The sequence below is a fragment of the Corallococcus macrosporus genome (genome assembly GCF_017302985.1).
GTDB classification, from domain to species: domain Bacteria; phylum Myxococcota; class Myxococcia; order Myxococcales; family Myxococcaceae; genus Corallococcus; species Corallococcus macrosporus_A.
Genome location: NZ_JAFIMU010000002.1, coordinates 520,847 through 539,041, shown reverse-complemented (window position 1 = coordinate 539,041; position 18,195 = coordinate 520,847). Strand labels below are relative to the sequence as shown.

General features: G+C 70.2%; 16 protein-coding genes. All 16 read right to left on the bottom strand.

What is annotated here, in order from left to right; all coding sequences use genetic code 11:
• Positions 1 to 271: 271 nt before the first annotated feature.
• On the bottom strand, positions 272 to 1,507 hold the full coding sequence (gene ftsA, locus JYK02_RS02640) for a cell division protein FtsA (protein ID WP_014398878.1): 1,236 nt from the start codon (positions 1,505 to 1,507) through the stop codon (positions 272 to 274).
• Between the two features lie 43 nt (positions 1,508 to 1,550).
• Positions 1,551 to 2,408, bottom strand: a complete 858-nt coding sequence (locus tag JYK02_RS02635; protein WP_207048261.1) for a cell division protein FtsQ/DivIB — start codon at positions 2,406 to 2,408, stop codon at positions 1,551 to 1,553.
• Between the two features lie 134 nt (positions 2,409 to 2,542).
• The gene (locus tag JYK02_RS02630) at positions 2,543 to 3,499 is read right to left on the bottom strand and encodes a D-alanine--D-alanine ligase (protein WP_207048260.1); all 957 of its coding nucleotides are present in this window, start codon (positions 3,497 to 3,499) and stop codon (positions 2,543 to 2,545) included.
• Entirely contained in the window at positions 3,496 to 4,428 is a 933-nt protein-coding gene (gene murB, locus JYK02_RS02625) for a UDP-N-acetylmuramate dehydrogenase (RefSeq protein ID WP_207048259.1), read from the bottom strand. The genes JYK02_RS02630 and murB overlap by 4 nt, the downstream gene beginning before the upstream one ends.
• Positions 4,429 to 4,431: 3 nt before the next feature.
• Positions 4,432 to 5,853: a UDP-N-acetylmuramate--L-alanine ligase gene (gene murC, locus JYK02_RS02620; RefSeq protein WP_207048258.1), complete on the bottom strand. Its 1,422-nt coding sequence runs from the start codon at positions 5,851 to 5,853 to the stop codon at positions 4,432 to 4,434.
• The gene (gene murG / locus JYK02_RS02615; RefSeq protein WP_207048257.1) at positions 5,850 to 7,001 is read right to left on the bottom strand and encodes an undecaprenyldiphospho-muramoylpentapeptide beta-N-acetylglucosaminyltransferase; all 1,152 of its coding nucleotides are present in this window, start codon (positions 6,999 to 7,001) and stop codon (positions 5,850 to 5,852) included. The genes murC and murG overlap by 4 nt, the downstream gene beginning before the upstream one ends.
• Positions 6,998 to 8,161 carry a putative lipid II flippase FtsW gene (ftsW, locus tag JYK02_RS02610; protein WP_207048256.1) on the bottom strand — a complete coding sequence of 388 codons (1,164 nt, stop codon included), beginning with the start codon at positions 8,159 to 8,161 and terminating at the stop codon, positions 6,998 to 7,000. The genes murG and ftsW overlap by 4 nt, the downstream gene beginning before the upstream one ends.
• Positions 8,162 to 8,166: 5 nt before the next feature.
• Positions 8,167 to 9,537 (bottom strand): UDP-N-acetylmuramoyl-L-alanine--D-glutamate ligase, encoded by a 1,371-nt coding sequence (murD, locus tag JYK02_RS02605; protein ID WP_207048255.1) that lies wholly within the window; start codon positions 9,535 to 9,537, stop codon positions 8,167 to 8,169.
• A gap of 31 nt (positions 9,538 to 9,568) precedes the next feature.
• Positions 9,569 to 10,747 (bottom strand): phospho-N-acetylmuramoyl-pentapeptide-transferase, encoded by a 1,179-nt coding sequence (mraY, locus tag JYK02_RS02600; RefSeq protein ID WP_207048254.1) that lies wholly within the window; start codon positions 10,745 to 10,747, stop codon positions 9,569 to 9,571.
• The gene (locus JYK02_RS02595; protein ID WP_207048253.1) at positions 10,747 to 12,147 is read right to left on the bottom strand and encodes a UDP-N-acetylmuramoyl-tripeptide--D-alanyl-D-alanine ligase; all 1,401 of its coding nucleotides are present in this window, start codon (positions 12,145 to 12,147) and stop codon (positions 10,747 to 10,749) included. The genes mraY and JYK02_RS02595 overlap by 1 nt, the downstream gene beginning before the upstream one ends.
• A 30-nt stretch (positions 12,148 to 12,177) precedes the next feature.
• Positions 12,178 to 13,716 carry a UDP-N-acetylmuramoyl-L-alanyl-D-glutamate--2,6-diaminopimelate ligase gene (locus JYK02_RS02590; RefSeq protein WP_207048252.1) on the bottom strand — a complete coding sequence of 513 codons (1,539 nt, stop codon included), beginning with the start codon at positions 13,714 to 13,716 and terminating at the stop codon, positions 12,178 to 12,180.
• A gap of 51 nt (positions 13,717 to 13,767) precedes the next feature.
• Positions 13,768 to 15,789, bottom strand: coding sequence for a penicillin-binding transpeptidase domain-containing protein (locus JYK02_RS02585; RefSeq protein ID WP_207048251.1), 2,022 nt, complete (start codon positions 15,787 to 15,789; stop codon positions 13,768 to 13,770).
• Positions 15,786 to 16,178, bottom strand: a complete 393-nt coding sequence (gene ftsL / locus JYK02_RS02580; protein WP_207048250.1) for a cell division protein FtsL — start codon at positions 16,176 to 16,178, stop codon at positions 15,786 to 15,788. Before ftsL ends, JYK02_RS02585 begins: the two co-directional genes overlap by 4 nt.
• Positions 16,175 to 17,080 carry a 16S rRNA (cytosine(1402)-N(4))-methyltransferase RsmH gene (rsmH, locus tag JYK02_RS02575; protein WP_207048249.1) on the bottom strand — a complete coding sequence of 302 codons (906 nt, stop codon included), beginning with the start codon at positions 17,078 to 17,080 and terminating at the stop codon, positions 16,175 to 16,177. The genes ftsL and rsmH overlap by 4 nt, the downstream gene beginning before the upstream one ends.
• Before the next feature lie 22 nt (positions 17,081 to 17,102).
• The gene (locus JYK02_RS02570; RefSeq protein ID WP_120523313.1) at positions 17,103 to 17,486 is read right to left on the bottom strand and encodes an STAS domain-containing protein; all 384 of its coding nucleotides are present in this window, start codon (positions 17,484 to 17,486) and stop codon (positions 17,103 to 17,105) included.
• A 49-nt stretch (positions 17,487 to 17,535) separates the two neighbouring features.
• The gene (gene mraZ, locus JYK02_RS02565; RefSeq protein ID WP_207048248.1) at positions 17,536 to 17,988 is read right to left on the bottom strand and encodes a division/cell wall cluster transcriptional repressor MraZ; all 453 of its coding nucleotides are present in this window, start codon (positions 17,986 to 17,988) and stop codon (positions 17,536 to 17,538) included.
• Between the last annotated feature and the right edge of the window lie 207 nt (positions 17,989 to 18,195).

Sequence of the window (18,195 nt, the reverse complement as noted above, 5' to 3'; positions counted from 1 at the left end):
CCACAGGCCCCCCTAGCAAGCCGGGCGCCATCCTCTGTCGAATTCCCGATCCGTCCAAATCCTGGAACTTGCACGGCTGGCCGCCCGTGCCTAAGGCGGCCGTCCGAAAGCCGGATCCGGATTCTGGAATCTGGAAACTCGCTGCTTCCCGGACTGACGCGTCAGCGTCGCCCCCTGACGCGTCAAACGAGCCCTCGGACACGAGCCCCCGAAACGCGAAAGGGCCCCCCGAAGGGAGCCCTGACTCAGCGCGTTGCCGCACCGGGACCGCTTAGAAAATCTCTTCCAGCCACTCGCGCATCCGGCCCTTCACCTTCTTGTAGACGTTGCCGTCCTCGCGGATGCGGAACATGCGGCGGTCCATGTGCTTGGCGCCGTAGACGACCAGACCCACACCCGTGGCGTACATGGGGCTCTTCACCACGTCCACCAGGCCACCGATGCCGCGCGGCATGCCCCGGCGCACCGGCAGGCCCAGCACCTCTTCCGCCAGCTCCGGCATGCCCGCGAGCAGCGTGCTGCCGCCCGTGATGACGATGCCCGACGCGAGCAGGTCCTCGTAGCCGCACTTCTGGATCTCCCGGTGCACGAGCTGGAAGATCTCCTCCACGCGCGGCTCGAGAATCTCCGAGAGGATCTGCCGGCCCAGGACGCGCGGCTGACGGCCGCCCACGCTCGGCACTTCGATCGTCTCGTCCTTGTTGATCATGGACGCGAGCGCGCAGCCGTACTTCTGCTTGATGCGCTCGGCCTCGTGCGCGGGGGTGCGCAGGCCGATGGCGATGTCGCTCGTCAGGTTGTTGCCGCCCAGGGCAATCACCGCCGTGTGGACGATGGAGCCGCCGGAGAAGATGGCGATGTCCGTCGTGCCGCCGCCGATGTCGACGAGGCACACGCCCAGCTCCTTCTCGTCCTCGCTCAGCACGGCTTCAGCGGAGGCGAGCGGCTGGAGCACGATGTCGGAGACGTTCAGGCCCGTGCGGTTGGCGCACTTGACGATGTTCTGCGCGCTGGAGACGGCGCCCGTGACGATGTGCACCTTGGCCTCCAGGCGCACGCCGGCCATGCCCAGGGGCTCCTTGATGCCGCCCTGGTCGTCGATGATGAACTCCTGCGGCAGGACGTGGATGACCTCCCGGTCCAGCGGGATGGCCACCGCCTTCGCGGCGTCGATGACGCGCGCGATGTCCGCGTCGCGGACCTCCTTGTCCTTCACCGCGACGATGCCCTGGGAGTTGAAGCCCTTGATGTGGCCGCCGGCGATCCCCGTGTAGACGTGGGAGATCTCCGCCCCGGCCATCAGCTCGGCTTCCTCCACGGCGCGCCGGATGGACGACACCGTGGCCTCGATGTTGACCACGACGCCCTTGCGCAATCCCTTCGACGGATGCGTACCGATACCGATGATGTCGATACCGCTATCGGTCAGCTCGCCGACGATGGCGCAGATCTTCGTCGTGCCGATGTCGAGGCCGACGATGATCTCCCCCGACTTCTGCTTCGCCATGTGACTCCTCCCAGGCTCCCTCACTTTCGTGAAGGAAGCATCCTCACTGCGTCGAGTCCCCGCTCCGCACGGAGTCGGACCCACTCGAAAGCCTCACCGCCACCCAACCCGGTCGGGCACGGTTATCCAGGCGAATGATCGCGGCTGCAAGCCCCCTTGTGCTGAGCTCGCGTCGAACGCGCGCCAGCCGCTGGAGCTTGACTTCCGTATCGCCCGCGCCGAGGCGCACCTCCTGCCCCGTCGCCGTCACCAGCGCAAGCCCGGTGTTCTCCAGGCGCACTTCAGAAAGCCGCTCCGATCGTCCGGGCAACAGCCGCGCATAAGCACGGGTTACATCCAGCGCCTCACGGAACTTCGCGCGCACCCCGTCCGGGTCCGCCACGTACGCGTCGCGCTCCATGCCGGTGACGAGCGGCAGGTCCAGCCCGTCCCCCGGGGTGACGCGCTTGAAGGGCTCGCCCTCCTCGTCCAGCACGTACAGGTCGCCCAGCACCGCCAGCGCCGCGGGTGCGTGCTCCGTCACCTCCACGGACACGCCGCGCGGAAACCGCCGCGTCACCTCCACCGTGCGCACCCAGGGGTGCTGACCCATGGCCTTCGCCAGCGCGGCCGGGTCCAGCGTCCACAGGTTCTGCCCCGCCGTCAGCCCCGACAGCTTCAAGAGCTCCGGGCGCGAGGCCCGCTCCAGCCCGGAGAAGTTCACCGACTCCAGCGCGAAGCGCGGCGACACCAGCGCCCACGCACGCAGCTCGATGCCGCCCCAGATGAGCCCCGCCGTCGCGACGGCCAGCCCCAGCGCCTTCGCCACCGTCGGCCCGTGCGAACGGACCGCGCCCTTCACCGCGTCGTTGCGCGGTGCGGCGTCCAGGCGGCGGCGGTTCTTGGATTTTCCGAAGGCCATGACTAGGGAGGCGCATGCTGCGTGCGGACGTCGAACCACGCCAGTTTTTGGCTACAGGCACGTCGCTGTAGCGGCACGAGGGGACACCCCTCCCGTGCAAGGGTCTGGAACTCCAGGAAAGAACGCGGAGCGGCTCAGGCCTTGAGCGAAGCGCCCTGGAGCAGCCGCTCACAGAGGGCCGGGAAGTCGATGCCCCGCCCCGCCGCGATTTTGGGCAGGAGGCTGGAGGCCGTCATTCCGGGCAGCGTGTTGATTTCCAGCAGGAACACGTCACCGGACTCGGTGACGATGACGTCCGAGCGCGAGCCGCCCGAGCACCCCAGCGCCTTGTGCGCGGCGAGGGAGACCTCGTTGACGCGCGCGTACAGGTCCGGGGGCAGCGGCGCGGGGAAGAGATACTGAGTACCGCTGCCGGCCTTGTACTTGGCCTCGTAGTCGTAGAACTCGCGCGCGGCCTTGACCTCGATGACGCCCAGCGCCTCGTTGTCCAGCACGCCGCCCTGCACTTCGCGGCCCTTGATGAACTGCTCCACCAGGAGCGTGCCCGCGTACTTCGCCGCGTCCTGGACGGCGGCGGTGTAGTCCTCGCGCGTCTTGCAGATGTGCACGCCCACGCTGCTGCCCTCGCGGCTGGGCTTCACCACCACCGGGAAGGGGAACGGCAGCCGGTCCGCTTCCGCGAGCGCGGCCTCCGCCGAGTCGAACGCCCGGTAGGGCGGCGTGGGGATGCCGCGCGCGACGAAGATCTCCTTCGCGTACACCTTGTCCATGCCCACCGCGGACGCCATCACGCCGCTGCCGGTGTAGGGGATGAACATGGCCTCCAGGAGGCCCTGGACGCAGCCGTCCTCGCCGAAGCGGCCGTGCAGCGCGAGCCACGCCACGTCCACCTTCTCCGCGACGAGGCGCGCGGGCAGGTCCTTGCCCACGTCGATCTCCACCACGTCGTAGCCCAGCCCCTTGAGGGCCCCCGCCACCGCGGCGCCCGTGCGCAGGGACACCTCGCGCTCGCTGGAGAGGCCGCCGTACAGCACGCCGACGCGCTTGGCCTTCAACTCAGCGGGGGTGAAGCCTCGGGGACCGATGGTCATGGCAGGAAGACTCCGACGAATTTGACTTCGGGGTGCATGACGGTGCCGGTGGCCTCATGTACCCGGTCTTGCATCAGGGTCATGAGGCCCCGCACGTCGCGAGCGGTTGCGCCGCCCAGGTTGACGATCCAGTTGGCGTGCAGGGTGGATACCTGCGCGCGCCCCAGGGTGTGCCCCTTCAGGCCGACAAGTTCAATCAGCCGCCCGGCATGGTCGCCCGGCGGGTTGGTGAACACGCTGCCGAAGTTGGGCTGACTCAAGGGCTGCGTGCGCTTCCGGTAGCCCAGGTCCGCGTCCATGGCCGCCTTGCTGGCCACGACATCGCCCTTGGGAAGATGGAAGCGCACGCGCGTGACGATACCTCCAGCGGGCAGCGTGGCGTGACGGTAGGTGTGCGGCACCTGCGCTTTCGTCAGCCACCCCACCCCGTCCGCGGTGGCCACTTCAATGGCCTCCACCACGCGGAAGCACTCGCCGTTCTTGGTGCCCGCGTTCATCGTCACGGCGCCGCCCAAGGTGCCGGGAATGCCCGCGAGGAACTCCGCGCCCACCAGGCCCTGCGCGCGCATCACGTTGACCAGCCGGGCGATGGCCGCGCCCGTGCCCAGCGTCACCCGCCCGTCGTCCGGGCCCACGTCCAGCGTCTCCGGGAACAAATCCGGAGGCAGCTTCACGGTGAAGCCCGGCACGCCGCCGTCGCCCACCAGCGTGTTGGCGCCGCCGCCCAGCACCGTGACGGGGATGCCCTCGTCGCGGGCCAGGCGCAGCAGGTCCACCAGCGCGTCCGGCGAGCGGGGACGCACCAGCGCTTCGGCCGGTCCGCCCACGCGCACGCTGATGAGCGGCGCCAGGGGCTCACCCGGCTTGACGTCCAGGCCCGGCAGACGCGCCACGCGCGCCGCCAGCGGTGTCACCTCACCCGGCTGCATCCCCTACCCGCCCTTCGCCGCGCCCATCAGGTTCAGCAGGTCCGGGCCCACCTGGGTGATGTCGCCCGCGCCCAGGGTCAGCACCAGGTCGCCCTCGCGCACGCGCTCCAGCAGCGCCTTCGCCACGTCCGCGCGCTTCTCCACGAACGTCACGTCGCGGTGGCCGTGCGCGCGGATGGCCTCCGCCAGCGCGTCGCCGGTGGCGCCGGGGATGGGCTCCTCGCCCGCCGCGTAGACGCTGGTGACCAGGAGCACGTCCGCGTCGTTGAACGCGGTGGCGAACTCCTTCATCAGGTCGTGCGTGCGCGTGTAGCGGTGCGGCTGGAAGGCGGCCACGACGCGGCGGCCGAACGCGCGGCGCGCGCCGGACAGCGTGGCCATGACCTCCGTGGGGTGGTGCCCGTAGTCGTCCACCACGGTGATGCCGCCCACCTCGCCGCGCACGGTGAAGCGGCGCTGCACGCCGCCGAACTCGGCCAGCGCCCCGCGCACCGTCTCCAGCGGAATGTCCATCTCCTCCGCGATGGCCACCACCGCCAGCGCGTTGAAGGCGTTGTGCGCGCCCACCATGCGCACGCGGAACTCGCCCAGGTCCTCCTCGCGGCGGAAGGCGCGGAAGGTGGTGGTGAAGCCGTCCAGCGCGATGCCCTCCAGCCGGTAGTCCGCCATGTGCGAGCTGCCGTAGGTGACGAAGCGCTTCTCGATGCGCGGCAGCAGCGCCTGGACGTTGGGGTTGTCCAGGCACAGCACGTTGAGTCCGTAGAAGGGCACCCGGTTGCAGAACTCCACGAAGGCGGACTGGAGCGTGTCCAGGTTGCCGTAGTGGTCCATGTGCTCCGGGTCGATGTTGGTGACGACGGCGATGGACGGGTGCAGCTTGAGGAAGCTGCCGTCGGACTCGTCCGCCTCCACCACCATCAGCTCGCTCTTGCCCAGCTTGGCGTTGGAGTCGAGCACGTTCACCTTGCCGCCCACCACCGCCGTGGGGTCCAGGCCCGCCGCGGACAGCACCGTGGCGACCATGGACGTCGTCGTCGTCTTGCCGTGGCTGCCGGCGACGGCGACCGCGTACTTCAGGCGCATCAGCTCCGCGAGCATCTCCGCGCGAGGGATGACGGGAATCTTGCGCTGGCGCGCCGTCACCACCTCCGGGTTGTCCTTGCGCACCGCGGAGGAGATGACCACCACGTCCGCGTGGACCAGGTTGGACGCCTTGTGGCCCTCATAGAGCGTGGCGCCCAGCTTCGCCAGGCGGCGGGTGATGTCGCTCTCGCGCAGGTCCGAACCGGAGACGCGGTAGCCCAGGTTGAGCAGCACCTCCGCGATGCCGCTCATGCCGATGCCGCCCACGCCCACGAAGTGCACGTGCGCCGCGTGGCGCGTCTTGAAGAGGCTGCCGGGCTTGTTGCTGACGCTCTTGCTCATGCCTTGCTCCCGGGTGCCTTCTTCACGTCCTTGGGTCCGCGGTCCCGCCCACCCGGGCCCCAGGCCTGGGTGGTCAGGTCCACGCACACGTCCGCCAGCTCCTTCGCGGCGGCCGGGCGGCCCAGGATGCCCGCCTTCTTCGCCATCTGCTTGAGCTTCGCCGGGTCCGTCATCAGGGTGCGCAGCTCGTGCGCCAGCTTCTGCCCGGTGAGCTCCGACTCGCGGAACATCAGGGCCGCGCCCGCGTCCACCAGCGCGCGGGCGTTCACCTCCTGGTGGTTGTCCGTCGCGTGCGGGAAGGGCACCAGGATGCTGGCCTTCTTGCACACCGTCAGCTCCGCCAGCGACGTGGCGCCCGCGCGGCAGATGACCAGGTCCGCCTTCGCGTAGGCGGAGGACATGTCGTCGATGAACTCCACCACCTGGGCCACGTCCGCGAAGCCCTTGTCCGCGTAGCCCTTGCGCACCGTCTCCAGGTCCAGCTTCCCCGTCTGGTGGACGATGGAAATCTGGTCCTTCACGTCGCCCAGCGAGTCCAGCGCGTCCAGCACGCGGTTGTTGAGGCCGCGCGCGCCCAGGCTGCCGCCGAAGATGAGGACGGAGAACTTCTCGTGCGCGGCGCTGCTGCGCAGGTAGTTGTCCATCAGCTTCTTGCGGATGGGGTTGCCAATCATCTGCACCTTGGCTTCGGGGAAGAACGCGCGCGCTTCCTCGAAGGCGGTGAAGACGACCTTCACGATGCGGCCCAGCACCTTGTTGGTGAGGCCCGGCAGCGCGTTCTGCTCCTGGATGGCGGTGGGAATGCCCATCAGCCACGCGGCCAGGACCACCGGGCCGCTCGCGTAGCCGCCCACGCCCACCACCACGTCCGGCTTCTGGCGCGACAGGATGCGGAACGACGCGAGGAACGCCATGGGCAGCGCGATGAGGCCCTTGATGAGGCCGAGCAGCCCCTTGCCCTTGAGCCCCTGCACCTTCACGAGCTCCAGCGGGTAGCCCTCCTTGGGCACCACGCGCGCCTCCAGGCCCTTCTCCGTGCCCACGAAAACGACTTCGTTGGCCGGGTGGCGCGTGACGACCTCTTCCGCCAGCGCGATGCCCGGGAACAGATGGCCACCGGTGCCGCCGCCCGCGATGAGCACCTTCACGCCGTCACCTCCCGCAGGTCCGTCGTGCCCGTGCGCACCGGCCGCGTCGCGCCCTGCGTGTTCGCGCTCAGCGACAGCAGCACGCCCGCGGAGCCCATCAGCACCACCAGCGACGTGCCGCCGTAGGACACGAACGGCAGCGTCAGGCCCTTCGTGGGCAGCAGGCCCATGGCCACGCACATGTTCACCGTGGCCTGGAACGCGATGATGGAGCTGATGCCCAGGCCCAGGTACGTGCCGAAGGTCTCCCCCGCCGCCAGGGCCGCGCGGATGCCGCGCCACAGGACGATGGCGTACAGCACCACGAGCAGCCCCACGCCGATGAGCCCCAGCTCCTCACCAAGGATGGAGAAGATGAAGTCCGTGTGCGCCTCCGGCAGGAAGAACAGCTTCTGCCGGCCGTCGCCCAGCCCCAGGCCGGTGATGCCGCCGGAGCCAATGGACATGAGCGACTCCGCGACCTGGTAGCCCACGTCGTGCCGGTGCGCCCACGGGTCCAGGAACGCGAGGATGCGCTTCATGCGGTACGGGCTGGTCGCGATGGCGACGAAGGCCAGCGGCAGCGCGAGCAGCACGGAGCCCACGAGGTAGGAGAGCTTCGTGCCCGCCGCGAACAGCAGAACGAAGAGCATGAACACCAGGAGCACGCTGCTGCCGAAGTCCGGCTGGAGCATGCACAAGAGCACCAGGATGCCGCACAGGGCCAGGTGCGGCAGGAAGCCGATGGAGAACGTGGCCACCTTCTCCCGCTTCTTCGCCAGCGAATAGGACAGGTAGACGAGCCACGCGAACTTGGCGATTTCGGCCGGCTGGAGGCTGAAGCCCGGCAGGCGGATCCACCGCCGCGCGCCGCCCGCCGTGGTGCCGATGCCGGGGATGGCCACGGCGATGAGCAGCACGATGGCGATGAGCAAGAGCGGATACGCCAGCCGCGCCAGCTTCCGCCAGCCCAGCTTCATGGCCACCGCCATGGCCACCAGGCCCAGGCCCGCGGCGGACAGCTGGCGCTTGAGGAAGTAGAGGCTGTCGCCCAGCTTGTCCTGCGCGAGCACCGCGCTGGCCGAGTACGTCATCACGAGGCCCAGCGCCACGAGCGCCAGCACCGCGCACAGGAGAATCGGATCGAACCGCACGGGGGCGGCCGGAGGAGAGGTCTTCATCACGGTCAGAGCGCCCCGACGAGGCGCTTGAACGTGTCGCCCCGGTCCTCGAAGTTCTTGAACTGGTCGTACGACGCGCACGCCGGGGACAGGAGCACCGTGTCCCCCGCCCGCGCGACCTCACGCGCCTTCGCCACCGCCTGGGCCAGCGTGCCGCACGCGTGCACCGGCGCGTCGTTCGCGTACGCCCGCGCCAGCGCGTCCGCGTCCTGGCCAATGGTCAGCACGCCCTTCACCTTCCCCTGCCCCGCCTCCACCATGGGCGCGTACGGCGCGCCCTTGCCCTTGCCACCCGCGATGAGCCACACGTCGCCCGCGAACGCCTTGAGCGCCACCAGCACGGAGTCCACGTTGGTGGCCTTGGAGTCGTTCACCCACTCCACGCCGTCCAGCACGCGCACGCTCTCCAGCCGGTGCGCCAGTCCCGGGTAGCTGTCCAGCCCGGCCTGGATCGCGTCCTTCGCCACGCCGCCCAGCCGCGCCAGCAGCGCCGCCGCCATCGCGTTCTGCGCGTTGTGCGCGCCCCGGAGCGAGCGGTTGGTCAGCGTGTAGGACTCGCCCGCGAACTCCAGCTCGAAGCCGCCGGGCCGCGCGATGGCCAGCCCCGCCAGCTTCGGCGCGTCCACCACCGGGCGGCCCGTCATGGAGAAGCCGTACACGGGCGCGCGCGCGGAGGCGGCCAGCCCCATCACCGCCGCGTCGTCCGCGTTCACCACGGCGAAGTCGCTGCCCGCGTCCTGGTTCATGAAGATGCGCGCCTTGGCCGCGCCGTACTCGGCGTGGTTGGCGTAGCGGTCCAGGTGGTCCGGCGTGAGGTTGAGGATGGCCGCGCCCGTGGGCTTGAGCTGGTGGATGCCCTCCAACTGGAAGCTGGACAGCTCCACCACCAGCGCGTCCCAGTCCCCGGGGGCCATGGCGGCCTCCGCCAGCGGACGGCCCAGGTTGCCGCCCACGAAGGTGCGCAGCCCGGACTTCGCGTACAGCTCGCCGGTGAGCGCCGTGGTGGTGCTCTTGCCGTTGGTGCCGGTGATGCCCAGGAAGCGCGTGCCCGTGAGGAAGCGGCCCGCGAGTTCAATCTCGCCCCAGACGGGGACGCCCGACGTGCGCGCGGCCTCCAATTCCGGCAGGGACAGCGGCACGCCCGGGCTCACCACCACCAGGTCCTGGCGGGTGAGGAGCCCCTCGGGCGTGGCGCCGGTGACGAGTTCGACGCCCTTGGCGCGCAGCTCCTTCGCCACGTCGCCGAGCGCGTCCTCCGAGCGCGCGTCCAGCGCCGTCACCTTCGCGCCCTGCTGGACGAGCAGCCGGAGCGCCGCGACGCCGCTCTTGGCCAGCCCGAACACCGCGACCTTCCGACCGGACAGCGAGGGATTCATGGGGCGGGCCGACCTCGATGGGGCAAAGCGACTAGCGCAGTTTCAGGGACAGCAGGGCCACGCCACCACAGAGGATGGCGACAATCCAGAAACGCACGATGATCTTCGGCTCGGCCAGTCCCTTGAGCTCGAAGTGGTGGTGCACGGGCGCCATCTTGAAGACGCGCTTGCCCGTCATCTTGAAGGACGCCACCTGGATCATCACGGAGAGCGCCTCCGCGAAGAAGATGCCGTGGATGATGGCGGAGACGACCTCGTTCTTGGAGAACACCGCCAGCGCGCCCAGCGCGCCGCCCAGGGCCAGCGAGCCGATGTCGCCCATGAACACGGACGCCGGGTAGGTGTTGAACCAGAGGAAGGAGATGCCCGCGCCCACGATGCTGGCGCAGAAGACGGCCAGCTCCGCGCCGCCCGGCACCTGGAGGATGCCCAGGTAGCGGTACAGCGGCGTGGCCGTGAGCTTCGCGACGCCGTTCACCGTCTCCGTGTCCGCGATGTGCAGCGTGGTGCCCGCCACGTAGCAGAGCACGCAGAAGGTCACCGCCGACACGATGGTGGGGACGATGGCCAGGCCGTCCAGGCCGTCCGTGAGGTTCACCGCGTTGGACGTGCCGACAATCACGATCCACGCGAACACGACGTAGAACCAGCCCAGGTCCGGGTTGAACCAGTGCGACGGCACGAACGGCAGCGTCAGCCGCGTGTCGATGAGCAGCGTGGGCCCGAAGGAGCCGTCCGCCTTCGTCCACGTGCACATCAGGCCGAAGATGGCGATGAGGTAGAAGAGCGTCTGCAGCGCCATCTTCTTGCGCCCGGCCAGGCCCTTGGAGTTGCGCTTGGACAGCTTGAGCCAGTCATCCAGGAAGCCGATGAAGCCGTAGCCGAAGGTGAGGAGGATCATCACCCAGACGCCGCGGGACTTCAGGTCCGCGAACAAGAGCGTGCCCGCCGCGATGCAGATGAGGATGAGCGCGCCACCCATGGTGGGCGTGCCCTTCTTCTTCTGGTGCGAGTCCGGGGTGTCCTCGCGCACGTTGCTCTGCCCGTGCTGCTTCAGGCGCAGCCGCGCGATGAGGCGCGGGCCAATCAGCATCCCCAGGAGCAGGGCGAAGACGCCCGCGGCGATGATGCGGAAGGTCGGGTAGCGCAGGAAGTTGAGGACGCGCCCGGCCTCGGTGTTCTGGATGAGCTCGTACAGAAGGTACAGCACTAGTGACCACCTCCGGGGGGTGCCGCGCCCGTGAGGGCCGCCACCACGCGCTCCAATCGCATGCCGCGACTGGCCTTCACCAGCACCACGTCACCGGGGGAGAGCCGGGGCGTCAACCACGCCACCAATGGCTCCACTTCCGTGAAGTGGGCGGCGGAATCTCCCATGTCCGCGCTCCCATGGCCGCCCGCGGAGCGGGGGCCGAAGAACGCGACCAGCGCCGCGTGCCGCGCGACGAGCTCACCCAGCCGGGCGTGCTCCTGCGCTTCACCGGCGCCCAGCTCCAGCATGTCGCCCAGCACCGCCACCGCGCGACCGCCCTCGGGCACCAGCGTGCCCAGCGTGACGAGCGCGGCCTCCATGGAGGCCGGGTTGGCGTTGTAGCAGTCGTCCACCACCGTGACGCCGTTGCGGCCGTCCACGATGTTGAGCCGGCGCGCGTAGGGCCGCGCGGACTCCAGCCCCTTCACGCACTCCTCCGGCGAGTAGCCCAGGGCCAGCGCCGTCGCGAACGCCGCCGTCGCGTTCTGCGCGTTGTGCGGCCCCACGAAGTGCAGGCGCACCGGCCAGTCCTTCCCCTGGTAGCGCACGGTGGCCACCATGCCGTCGCGGCCCAGCGTGTGGACCGCGGTGAGGCGCACGTCCGCCGCTTCCGCCCGGCCGAACGTCAGGTGCTTCGCGCCGCTGCGCGCGGCCTGGCGCACGATGAGCGCGTCGTCCAGGTTCACCACGGCGGTGGCCTGGGGCAGCAGTTCGCGGAACATCTCTCCTTCCGCCTCCGCCACGCCCTCCAGGCTGCCCAGCCCCTCCAGGTGCTCCGGCTGGACGACGGTGATGACCCCGGCGTCCGGCCGCACCTTGCGGGTGAGGCGTTCGATTTCTCCCGGCTGGTTCATCCCCACTTCGATGACGGCCGCCACGTGGGACGGCTCCAGCCGGAAGAGCGTGAGCGGGACGCCCACCTCGTTGTTGAAGTTGCCCTCCGTCTTCAGCGCGGGGCCGCGCGTGGCCAGGATGGCGCCCACCATCTCCTTGGTGGTCGTCTTCCCGTTGGAGCCCCCCACCGCCGCCACGGGGATGCTGAAGCGGCGGCGGTGCAGCGCCCCCAGCCCGCCCAGCGCGGCCAGGGTGTCGTCCACCTCGTAGAGGGCGAAGCCCGGGGGCAGGGCCGGCAGCGCCCTCCCCCGCTTCACCACCGCCCCGGCCGCGCCCTGTCGCTGGGCGCCGCCCACGAAGTCGTGGGCGTCGAAGCGCTCGCCCTGCAGCGCCACGAAGAGACACCCGGGGGTGAGCGACCGGGTGTCGGTGCAGACGGCGGGAAAGCCCGCGGCAACGGGCTCCCCGCGCCGGGTCGCCCCCGTCGCCTGCACCACCTCGTCATCGGAGAATCGAGCGGCCATGGAGGGGGGGTGTTGGCCTTGAAGGGGGTTTCAGCCCGGGATGCGGTTGGCCAGCGCGCGCGCGGCGACCTCGCGGTCGTCGAACGCGAGCTTCTCCGTGCCCACCGTCTGGTAGGTCTCGTGGCCCTTGCCGGCGATGAGGACGACGTCGTCGTCCTTGGCCAGGTTGATGACCTGCTCGATGGCGGCGCGGCGGTCCGCGTCCACGAGGTAGCCCTTCTCCCCGACCTTCGCCTTGCCCGCGGAGATGCGGCGCAGGCCGCCTTTCTCCAGGCCCGGCGTGACCTCGGCGATGATGGCCTCCGGGTCCTCCGTGCGCGGGTTGTCGCTGGTCACCATCACCAGGTCGGCGCCCTCCGCGGCCACGGTGCCCATCAGCGGGCGCTTGCCCTTGTCGCGGTCGCCGCCGCAGCCGAAGACGACGATGACGCGGCCCTTGGCCAGCGTGCGCGCCGCTTCGATGGAGCGCTTGAGCGCGTCATCCGTGTGCGCGTAGTCCACCAGCACCGCCGGCGCGGGACCGCCGCGGTGGTTCTCCGCGCGGTCCATGCGGCCCGCGACCTGGGAGACCAGCTCGATGCCGCTCTTCACGTCCGAGCGGGAGATGCCCGCGCCCAGCGCGATGCCGGCGGCGAGCATGATGTTCTCCAGGTTGTGGGGCCCCAGCAGCTTGCTCTTCACCTTGATGTCGCCCGCGGGCGTCTTCAGGGTGGCCTCGATGCCCTTGAGCGAGTACGTGGCGTCCGCGGCGGAGATCTCCCCCGCGCCCGTGCGGCTGAACTTCCACGCCATGCGCTTCTGGCCGCGCAGCTCGTTGTAGATGCGGCTGGCGAAGGTGTCGTCGCCGTTCACCACGGCGGTGCCGGTGGCGCCCAGGTTCTCCACGAAGAGCTTGCGCTTCACCTGGAAGTACTCCTCCAGGTCCTTGTGGTAGTCCAGGTGGTCGCGCGACAGGTTGCTGAAGCCCGCGGCCTTGAAGGTGAGCCCGTGCACGCGCTCCTGCGCGAGCGCGTGGCTGGAGACCTCCATCACGACCGTCTCCACGCCCGCGTCCACCATCTCGCGGAAGATGCGGTGCAGCTCCAGCGGGTCCGGGGTGGTGTTGGCCAGCTCCGTCGTCTTGCCGCCGAACTTGTAGCCCAGCGTCCCGATGACGCCCGGCGCGGCGGAGCCGGTGTACATGGCGGCCGTCGCGAGGATGGCCTCCAGGAGGTACGTCGTCGTCGTCTTGCCGTTGGTGCCGGTGACGCCCAGGAGCGTCAGCTTGTCGGCGGGGCGGCCGTGGAAGTTGGCCGCGATGAGGGCCAGCGCCTTGCGCGCGCTGCTCACCTTGAAGAACGGCACCTGCGAGGACTGCCCCTGCTTCTCCGACACCACGGCCACGGCACCGCGCGACACGGCTTCGCCGATGAACTGGGCCCCATCTTCCTTCAGGCCCGGCACGGCGATGAAGAGATCCCCCGGCTTCACGCGCCGCGAATCCTGCGTCACGCCCGTGACGTCGACCGCGGAACGGCCGCCCGAGGTCTGCTCGGCTCCACACCCTGCGAGGACATCCGTCAGCTTCATCTCTTCCCCTTCACACGCATTGCTGATGCGGGGCCTGGAAAGGACACGGCCTCATTGCCGCGTCGCCAGTTCCAGCGTCACCCGGGCCCCCTTCTCCACCAGCGCACCGGCGGGGGGGGTCTGAGATACGACTCGTCCACTGCCTTGCAGCTGTGGCTCCAGCGCCGCGGCGAGCAACTTCACCACGGCCTCGCGTCCTGCCTGTCCCTGGACGTCCGGCACACGCACCGTGCCGGGCTCCGGGGTCTCGGTCACCGCATCCTCCAGACCGGCCCGGACGGGCACGGCCTTCGCCAGCGCCTTTGGTGCCGGAGGGGGCACCACGGGCGCGGCGGCCGCGGCCACCTCGGCGGGTGCCACCGTGCGGGACGGGGGCACGGCCAGGTGGGCCATGGCAGCGGTAGCGATTTCCTTGAAGGCAGGGGCAGCCACGTTCCCCCCGTATACGTCTGTCTTGGGTTCGTCCACCACCACGAGAATCACGGCGCGTGGTGCCTCGGCTGGCACCATGCCCGCGAACGACGCGATGCGTTTGTCGGAATACCCCCGGGCGACGGGGTCCGCCTTCTGGGCCGTGCCCGTCTTGCCGGCCACCCGGTAGTCGTCCATGGCGGCCTTGGGCGCGGTCCCTCCCTTGACCACCACGCTCTCGAGCATGCCCACGACCTGCCGCGCCACCCTCTGGGAAACCACCCGCCGCAGCTCCGTGGGCTGGTTCTCCAGCAGCACCACGCCGTCCGGGTCCACGACCTTGGAGACGAGGTACGGGCGCATCAGCACGCCGTCGTTGGCCAGCGCGCCGTAGGCCGCCGTCAGCTGGACGGCGGTGGAGGTCATGCCCTGGCCGAAGGACTGGGTGGCCAGGGAGATGTCCGATTTCGGAAACGGGATGACGCCGCGGGACTCGCCGGTGAGCGCCAGACCGGTGCGCTCCGCGAAGCCGAAGGCGTGGTAGGCGGCGACCATCTTCTCCCGCCCCAGGGCTTCAGCAATCTTGGCGGCGCAGATGTTGGAGGACACCTGGAGGACGCCCTGGGCATTGAGCCAGCCGTGCGGGTGGGTGTCGTTGACGGTGTGGCGGCCGATGCGGAAGGCGCCGTTCTCACAGAAGAACAGCTGGTCCGGGGTGATGGCCTTCTGCTCCAGCGCGGCGGCCACCACGAAGGCCTTCATCGTGGAGCCGGGCTCGAAGGCGTCCAGCGCGGCGCGGTTGCGGATGGCGTTCTTCACGCCGTCCTCGGGCGTGTTCGGGTTGAAGCGCGGGTTGTTGGCCAGCGCCAGCAGCTCCCCCGTGCGCGGGTCCAGCACCACCGCCATGCCCGCCACGGCCTTCGCGTCCTCCACGGCCTTGGCCAGCGCCTTCTCCGCGACGTACTGGAGGTGGCGGTCCAGCGTGAGCGTCACCGCGGCGCCCTGGCGCTCCAGCGGATCCATGGCGCCCTGGACCATCAGCTTGCGGCCCTTGGCGTCCCGGAAGCCGGAGGTGCGCGAGTTCTGCCCGGACAGCTCGTCCTCGAAGGCCAGCTCCAGGCCCTCCAGGCCGTGGCCGTCCGTGCCCACCATGCCGACGATGTGCGCGCCCAGCTCGCGCTGGGGATAGAAGCGCTTGGGCTCCTTGGTGAAGCCCAGGCCGGGCAGGCCCAGCGCCTTCACCGCCTCCACCTCCTGGGGCTTCGCCTGGCGCTTCACCCACGCGAAGCGCTTGGCGCGGGACAGGCGCGCGGCCACGTCGTTGCCGTCCAGGTGCACCGCGCGGGCGAGCTGCCGGGCCGCCTGCTGCACGTTGGGGAGCATGGACGGGTCCACCCAGATGGAGTCCACCTCCACGCTCTGCGCGAGCGGCGTGCCGCGCCGGTCGAAGATGTCGCCGCGCCGGGCCGGGATGTCGATCTGCCGGACGTACTGGTCCTGAGCCAGGCCGCGCAGCTTCTCCTGCTGGAAGACCTGGAGGTAGACCGCGCGGCCGAACGCGGTGCCCAAAAGCGCGAGGAACAGCCCGAACAAGAGCTGGACCCGCAGCCGGAGCCCCTTCGTGTTCGACTCCGGAACCCGCGCGCTCTTGAGGTCCCTCACCGCCCGGTCCCCCGCTCCGCCACGCGGACGGCCGGGGCCGCCGAGCGGGCCTGCGCGGTGCCGGACGTCTTCACGCGGTCATCCGCGATGGACACCACCGCGCCGCCCTTGGGCATGGCCATGCCCAGCTGCTCACGCGCCACGCGCTCCAGCCGCGCGGGGGCCTTGAGCGTGGCCAGCTCCAGCTTCAGCCGGTCGTTCTCCCGGGTGAGCGAGCGGCTCTCGCCCTCCGCGTTGGACAGGCGGTAGCCCATGTCCACCACCAGCACGCGGCTCGTCACGTGGAGGATGCCCACGCCGGCGAAGAGGGTGAAGAGCATGACGGCGGGCAGCAGGTGCATCAGCACGCCGGCCACGGACACGGAGGGACGCGAGAGGGCCTTGCTCATCGGATTTTCTCCACCGCGCGCAGGTGCGCGCTGCGAGACCGGGGGTTGGCCTCGACTTCCGCTTCGGAAGCCGCGACGGCCTTCTTGGACACGAGGGCGAAATCACCCTGGCTGTTGCACACGCACACCGGGAAGCCCGGCGGACAGGTGCACCCGCCCACCAGGGCGCGGAAGGCTTCCTTCACCTTCCGGTCCTCCAGGGAGTGGAAGGAGATGACCGCGGCGCGGCCGCCCACCTTGAGCAGCGAGGGCAGCGCGGCGAGCAGCGCGTCCAGCGCCTCCAGCTCCCCGTTCACCGCCATGCGCAGCGCCTGGAAGGTGCGGGTGGCGACGTTGATGCGGTCCGGCCACGCCTTGCGCGGCACGGCGCGCTTCACCACCTCCACGGCCTCCAGCGTGCGCTGGGGCAGCGCCTTCTTCAGCTCCCGGGCGATGGGCCGGGCGAAGGGCTCTTCCCCATAGTCCTTGAGCAGCCGCGCCAGGTCGCGCTCGTCCGTCTCGGCGATGAGCTCCGCGGCGGTGATGCCGCTGTCGCCCATGCGCATGTCCAGCGGGCCGTCCTTCATGAAGGAGAAGCCGCGCTCGGCCACGTCCAGTTGGGGCGAGGACACGCCCAGGTCCACGAGCACGCCGTCCACAGGCAGCAGGTCGTGCGCCACGCGGGGCAGGTCCGCGAAGTTTCCCTGCCGGGCCTGGAAGCGCGCGTTGCCGCCCATGCGGGCGGTCGCGGCGGCAAGGGCCACGGGGTCCCGGTCCACGCCCACCACGGTGGCGCCCCGGGCGAGCAGCGCCTGGGTGTGGCCGCCGCCGCCGAGCGTGCCGTCGAGGATGACCTTGCCCTCCGCCGGGTTCAGCAGCTCCACCGTCTCGTGGAGCAGGACGGTCTGGTGCTGGAAGTCCACGGGAGGGGGCCTTGGGTACGGGTCAGACGAAGGGAGCGCGCGCGAGCTGGAAGGCGGCCCGGGCATCGTTCATGTGCGGGTACAGCTCGAAGGTGTCGTGGGCGCCGGCCGCGCGGAAGATGGCGGCCAGGTACGGCGACAGCCCGGACAGCTTCACGTCACCGCCGGCGCGGCGGAACTGCTCCGTGCGGGCCATCAGCGGGCGCACGCCCCGGTAGTTCAGGTGCGACACGTCCGCGAAGTCGAGGACGACCTGACGGGTGCCCCGGTGCAGCCGGTGCATCAGGTCCTCGCACAGCTTGAGCAGGTCCGCCTCCTCCAGCTCGCCCTCGAGCATCAGCGTCTCCACGCGCTCGGACGCCGCCACCACCGCCCTGTTCCGACGAACCTCCTGCACCTGGTCCATGCGCTTGACCCACCCTTCTCCTGCGAACTCGAGGCTGTCGACTTCCTGGCTACGGCTGGCGCAGCTCGCCCAGCACCCTCAACACGTCCTGGGAGGTGGCTTCCTGGCGCGCGTCCTCCTGCGCCTTCGCCCAACCTTCCTGGCTCCAAAGCTCAATCACCTTCACCATCCCCGCCCACACCACTTCCTTCTCCAGCTTCGCGTACGCCCTGAGCGACGGCGGGATGAGCAACCGGCCCAGCTTGTCCAGCGGGCACTCCTGCGCGCTGGCCACGTACAGCCGCATCAACGTCTTGACCCCCGGCTCCATGGGGTTGCGCCGGGCGAGCGCGGTCTCCAACGCCTCCCACTCCCGCACCGGATAGGCGTGGAGGCAGGGGTCCAGGGCCGTGGTGACGATGAGCCGCTCGTCGTAGGCGCCCACCAGCGTCTCCCGCAGCTTGGCCGGGAGGCTGGTGCGCCCCTTCGCGTCGATCTGGTGCTCATAGACGCCTCGGAACACGCGGGACGATCCACCTTTTCAGCCCAGCACGGGACGGACCACCACTCCTTCCCACTTCTTACCCCTCTGCGGCCGGCATACATACGCGCCCCCCCCAGGGGGGTCAAGAAAGCGCGCAACAGGCTGGAACACGCCGCGCCCGGCGCCGGACATCACTCAGGGCGCGTGCCGGAGGGCCTACCTTCGAGGGTGGGGCAAACTTGAGTT

What these genes read in the sequence shown, in the direction of transcription:
- ftsA (WP_014398878.1), bottom strand. Translation starts at nt 1,507, where the DNA reads ATGGCGAAGCAGAAGTCGGGGGAGATCATCGTCGGCCTCGACATCGGC.
- JYK02_RS02635 (WP_207048261.1), bottom strand. Translation starts at nt 2,408, where the DNA reads ATGGCCTTCGGAAAATCCAAGAACCGCCGCCGCCTGGACGCCGCACCG.
- JYK02_RS02630 (WP_207048260.1), bottom strand. Translation starts at nt 3,499, where the DNA reads ATGACCATCGGTCCCCGAGGCTTCACCCCCGCTGAGTTGAAGGCCAAG.
- murB (WP_207048259.1), bottom strand. Translation starts at nt 4,428, where the DNA reads ATGCAGCCGGGTGAGGTGACACCGCTGGCGGCGCGCGTGGCGCGTCTG.
- murC (WP_207048258.1), bottom strand. Translation starts at nt 5,853, where the DNA reads ATGAGCAAGAGCGTCAGCAACAAGCCCGGCAGCCTCTTCAAGACGCGC.
- ftsW (WP_207048256.1), bottom strand. Translation starts at nt 8,161, where the DNA reads ATGAAGACCTCTCCTCCGGCCGCCCCCGTGCGGTTCGATCCGATTCTC.
- murD (WP_207048255.1), bottom strand. Translation starts at nt 9,537, where the DNA reads ATGAATCCCTCGCTGTCCGGTCGGAAGGTCGCGGTGTTCGGGCTGGCC.
- JYK02_RS02595 (WP_207048253.1), bottom strand. Translation starts at nt 12,147, where the DNA reads ATGGCCGCTCGATTCTCCGATGACGAGGTGGTGCAGGCGACGGGGGCG.
- JYK02_RS02590 (WP_207048252.1), bottom strand. Translation starts at nt 13,716, where the DNA reads ATGAAGCTGACGGATGTCCTCGCAGGGTGTGGAGCCGAGCAGACCTCG.
- ftsL (WP_207048250.1), bottom strand. Translation starts at nt 16,178, where the DNA reads ATGAGCAAGGCCCTCTCGCGTCCCTCCGTGTCCGTGGCCGGCGTGCTG.
- JYK02_RS02570 (WP_120523313.1), bottom strand. Translation starts at nt 17,486, where the DNA reads ATGGACCAGGTGCAGGAGGTTCGTCGGAACAGGGCGGTGGTGGCGGCG.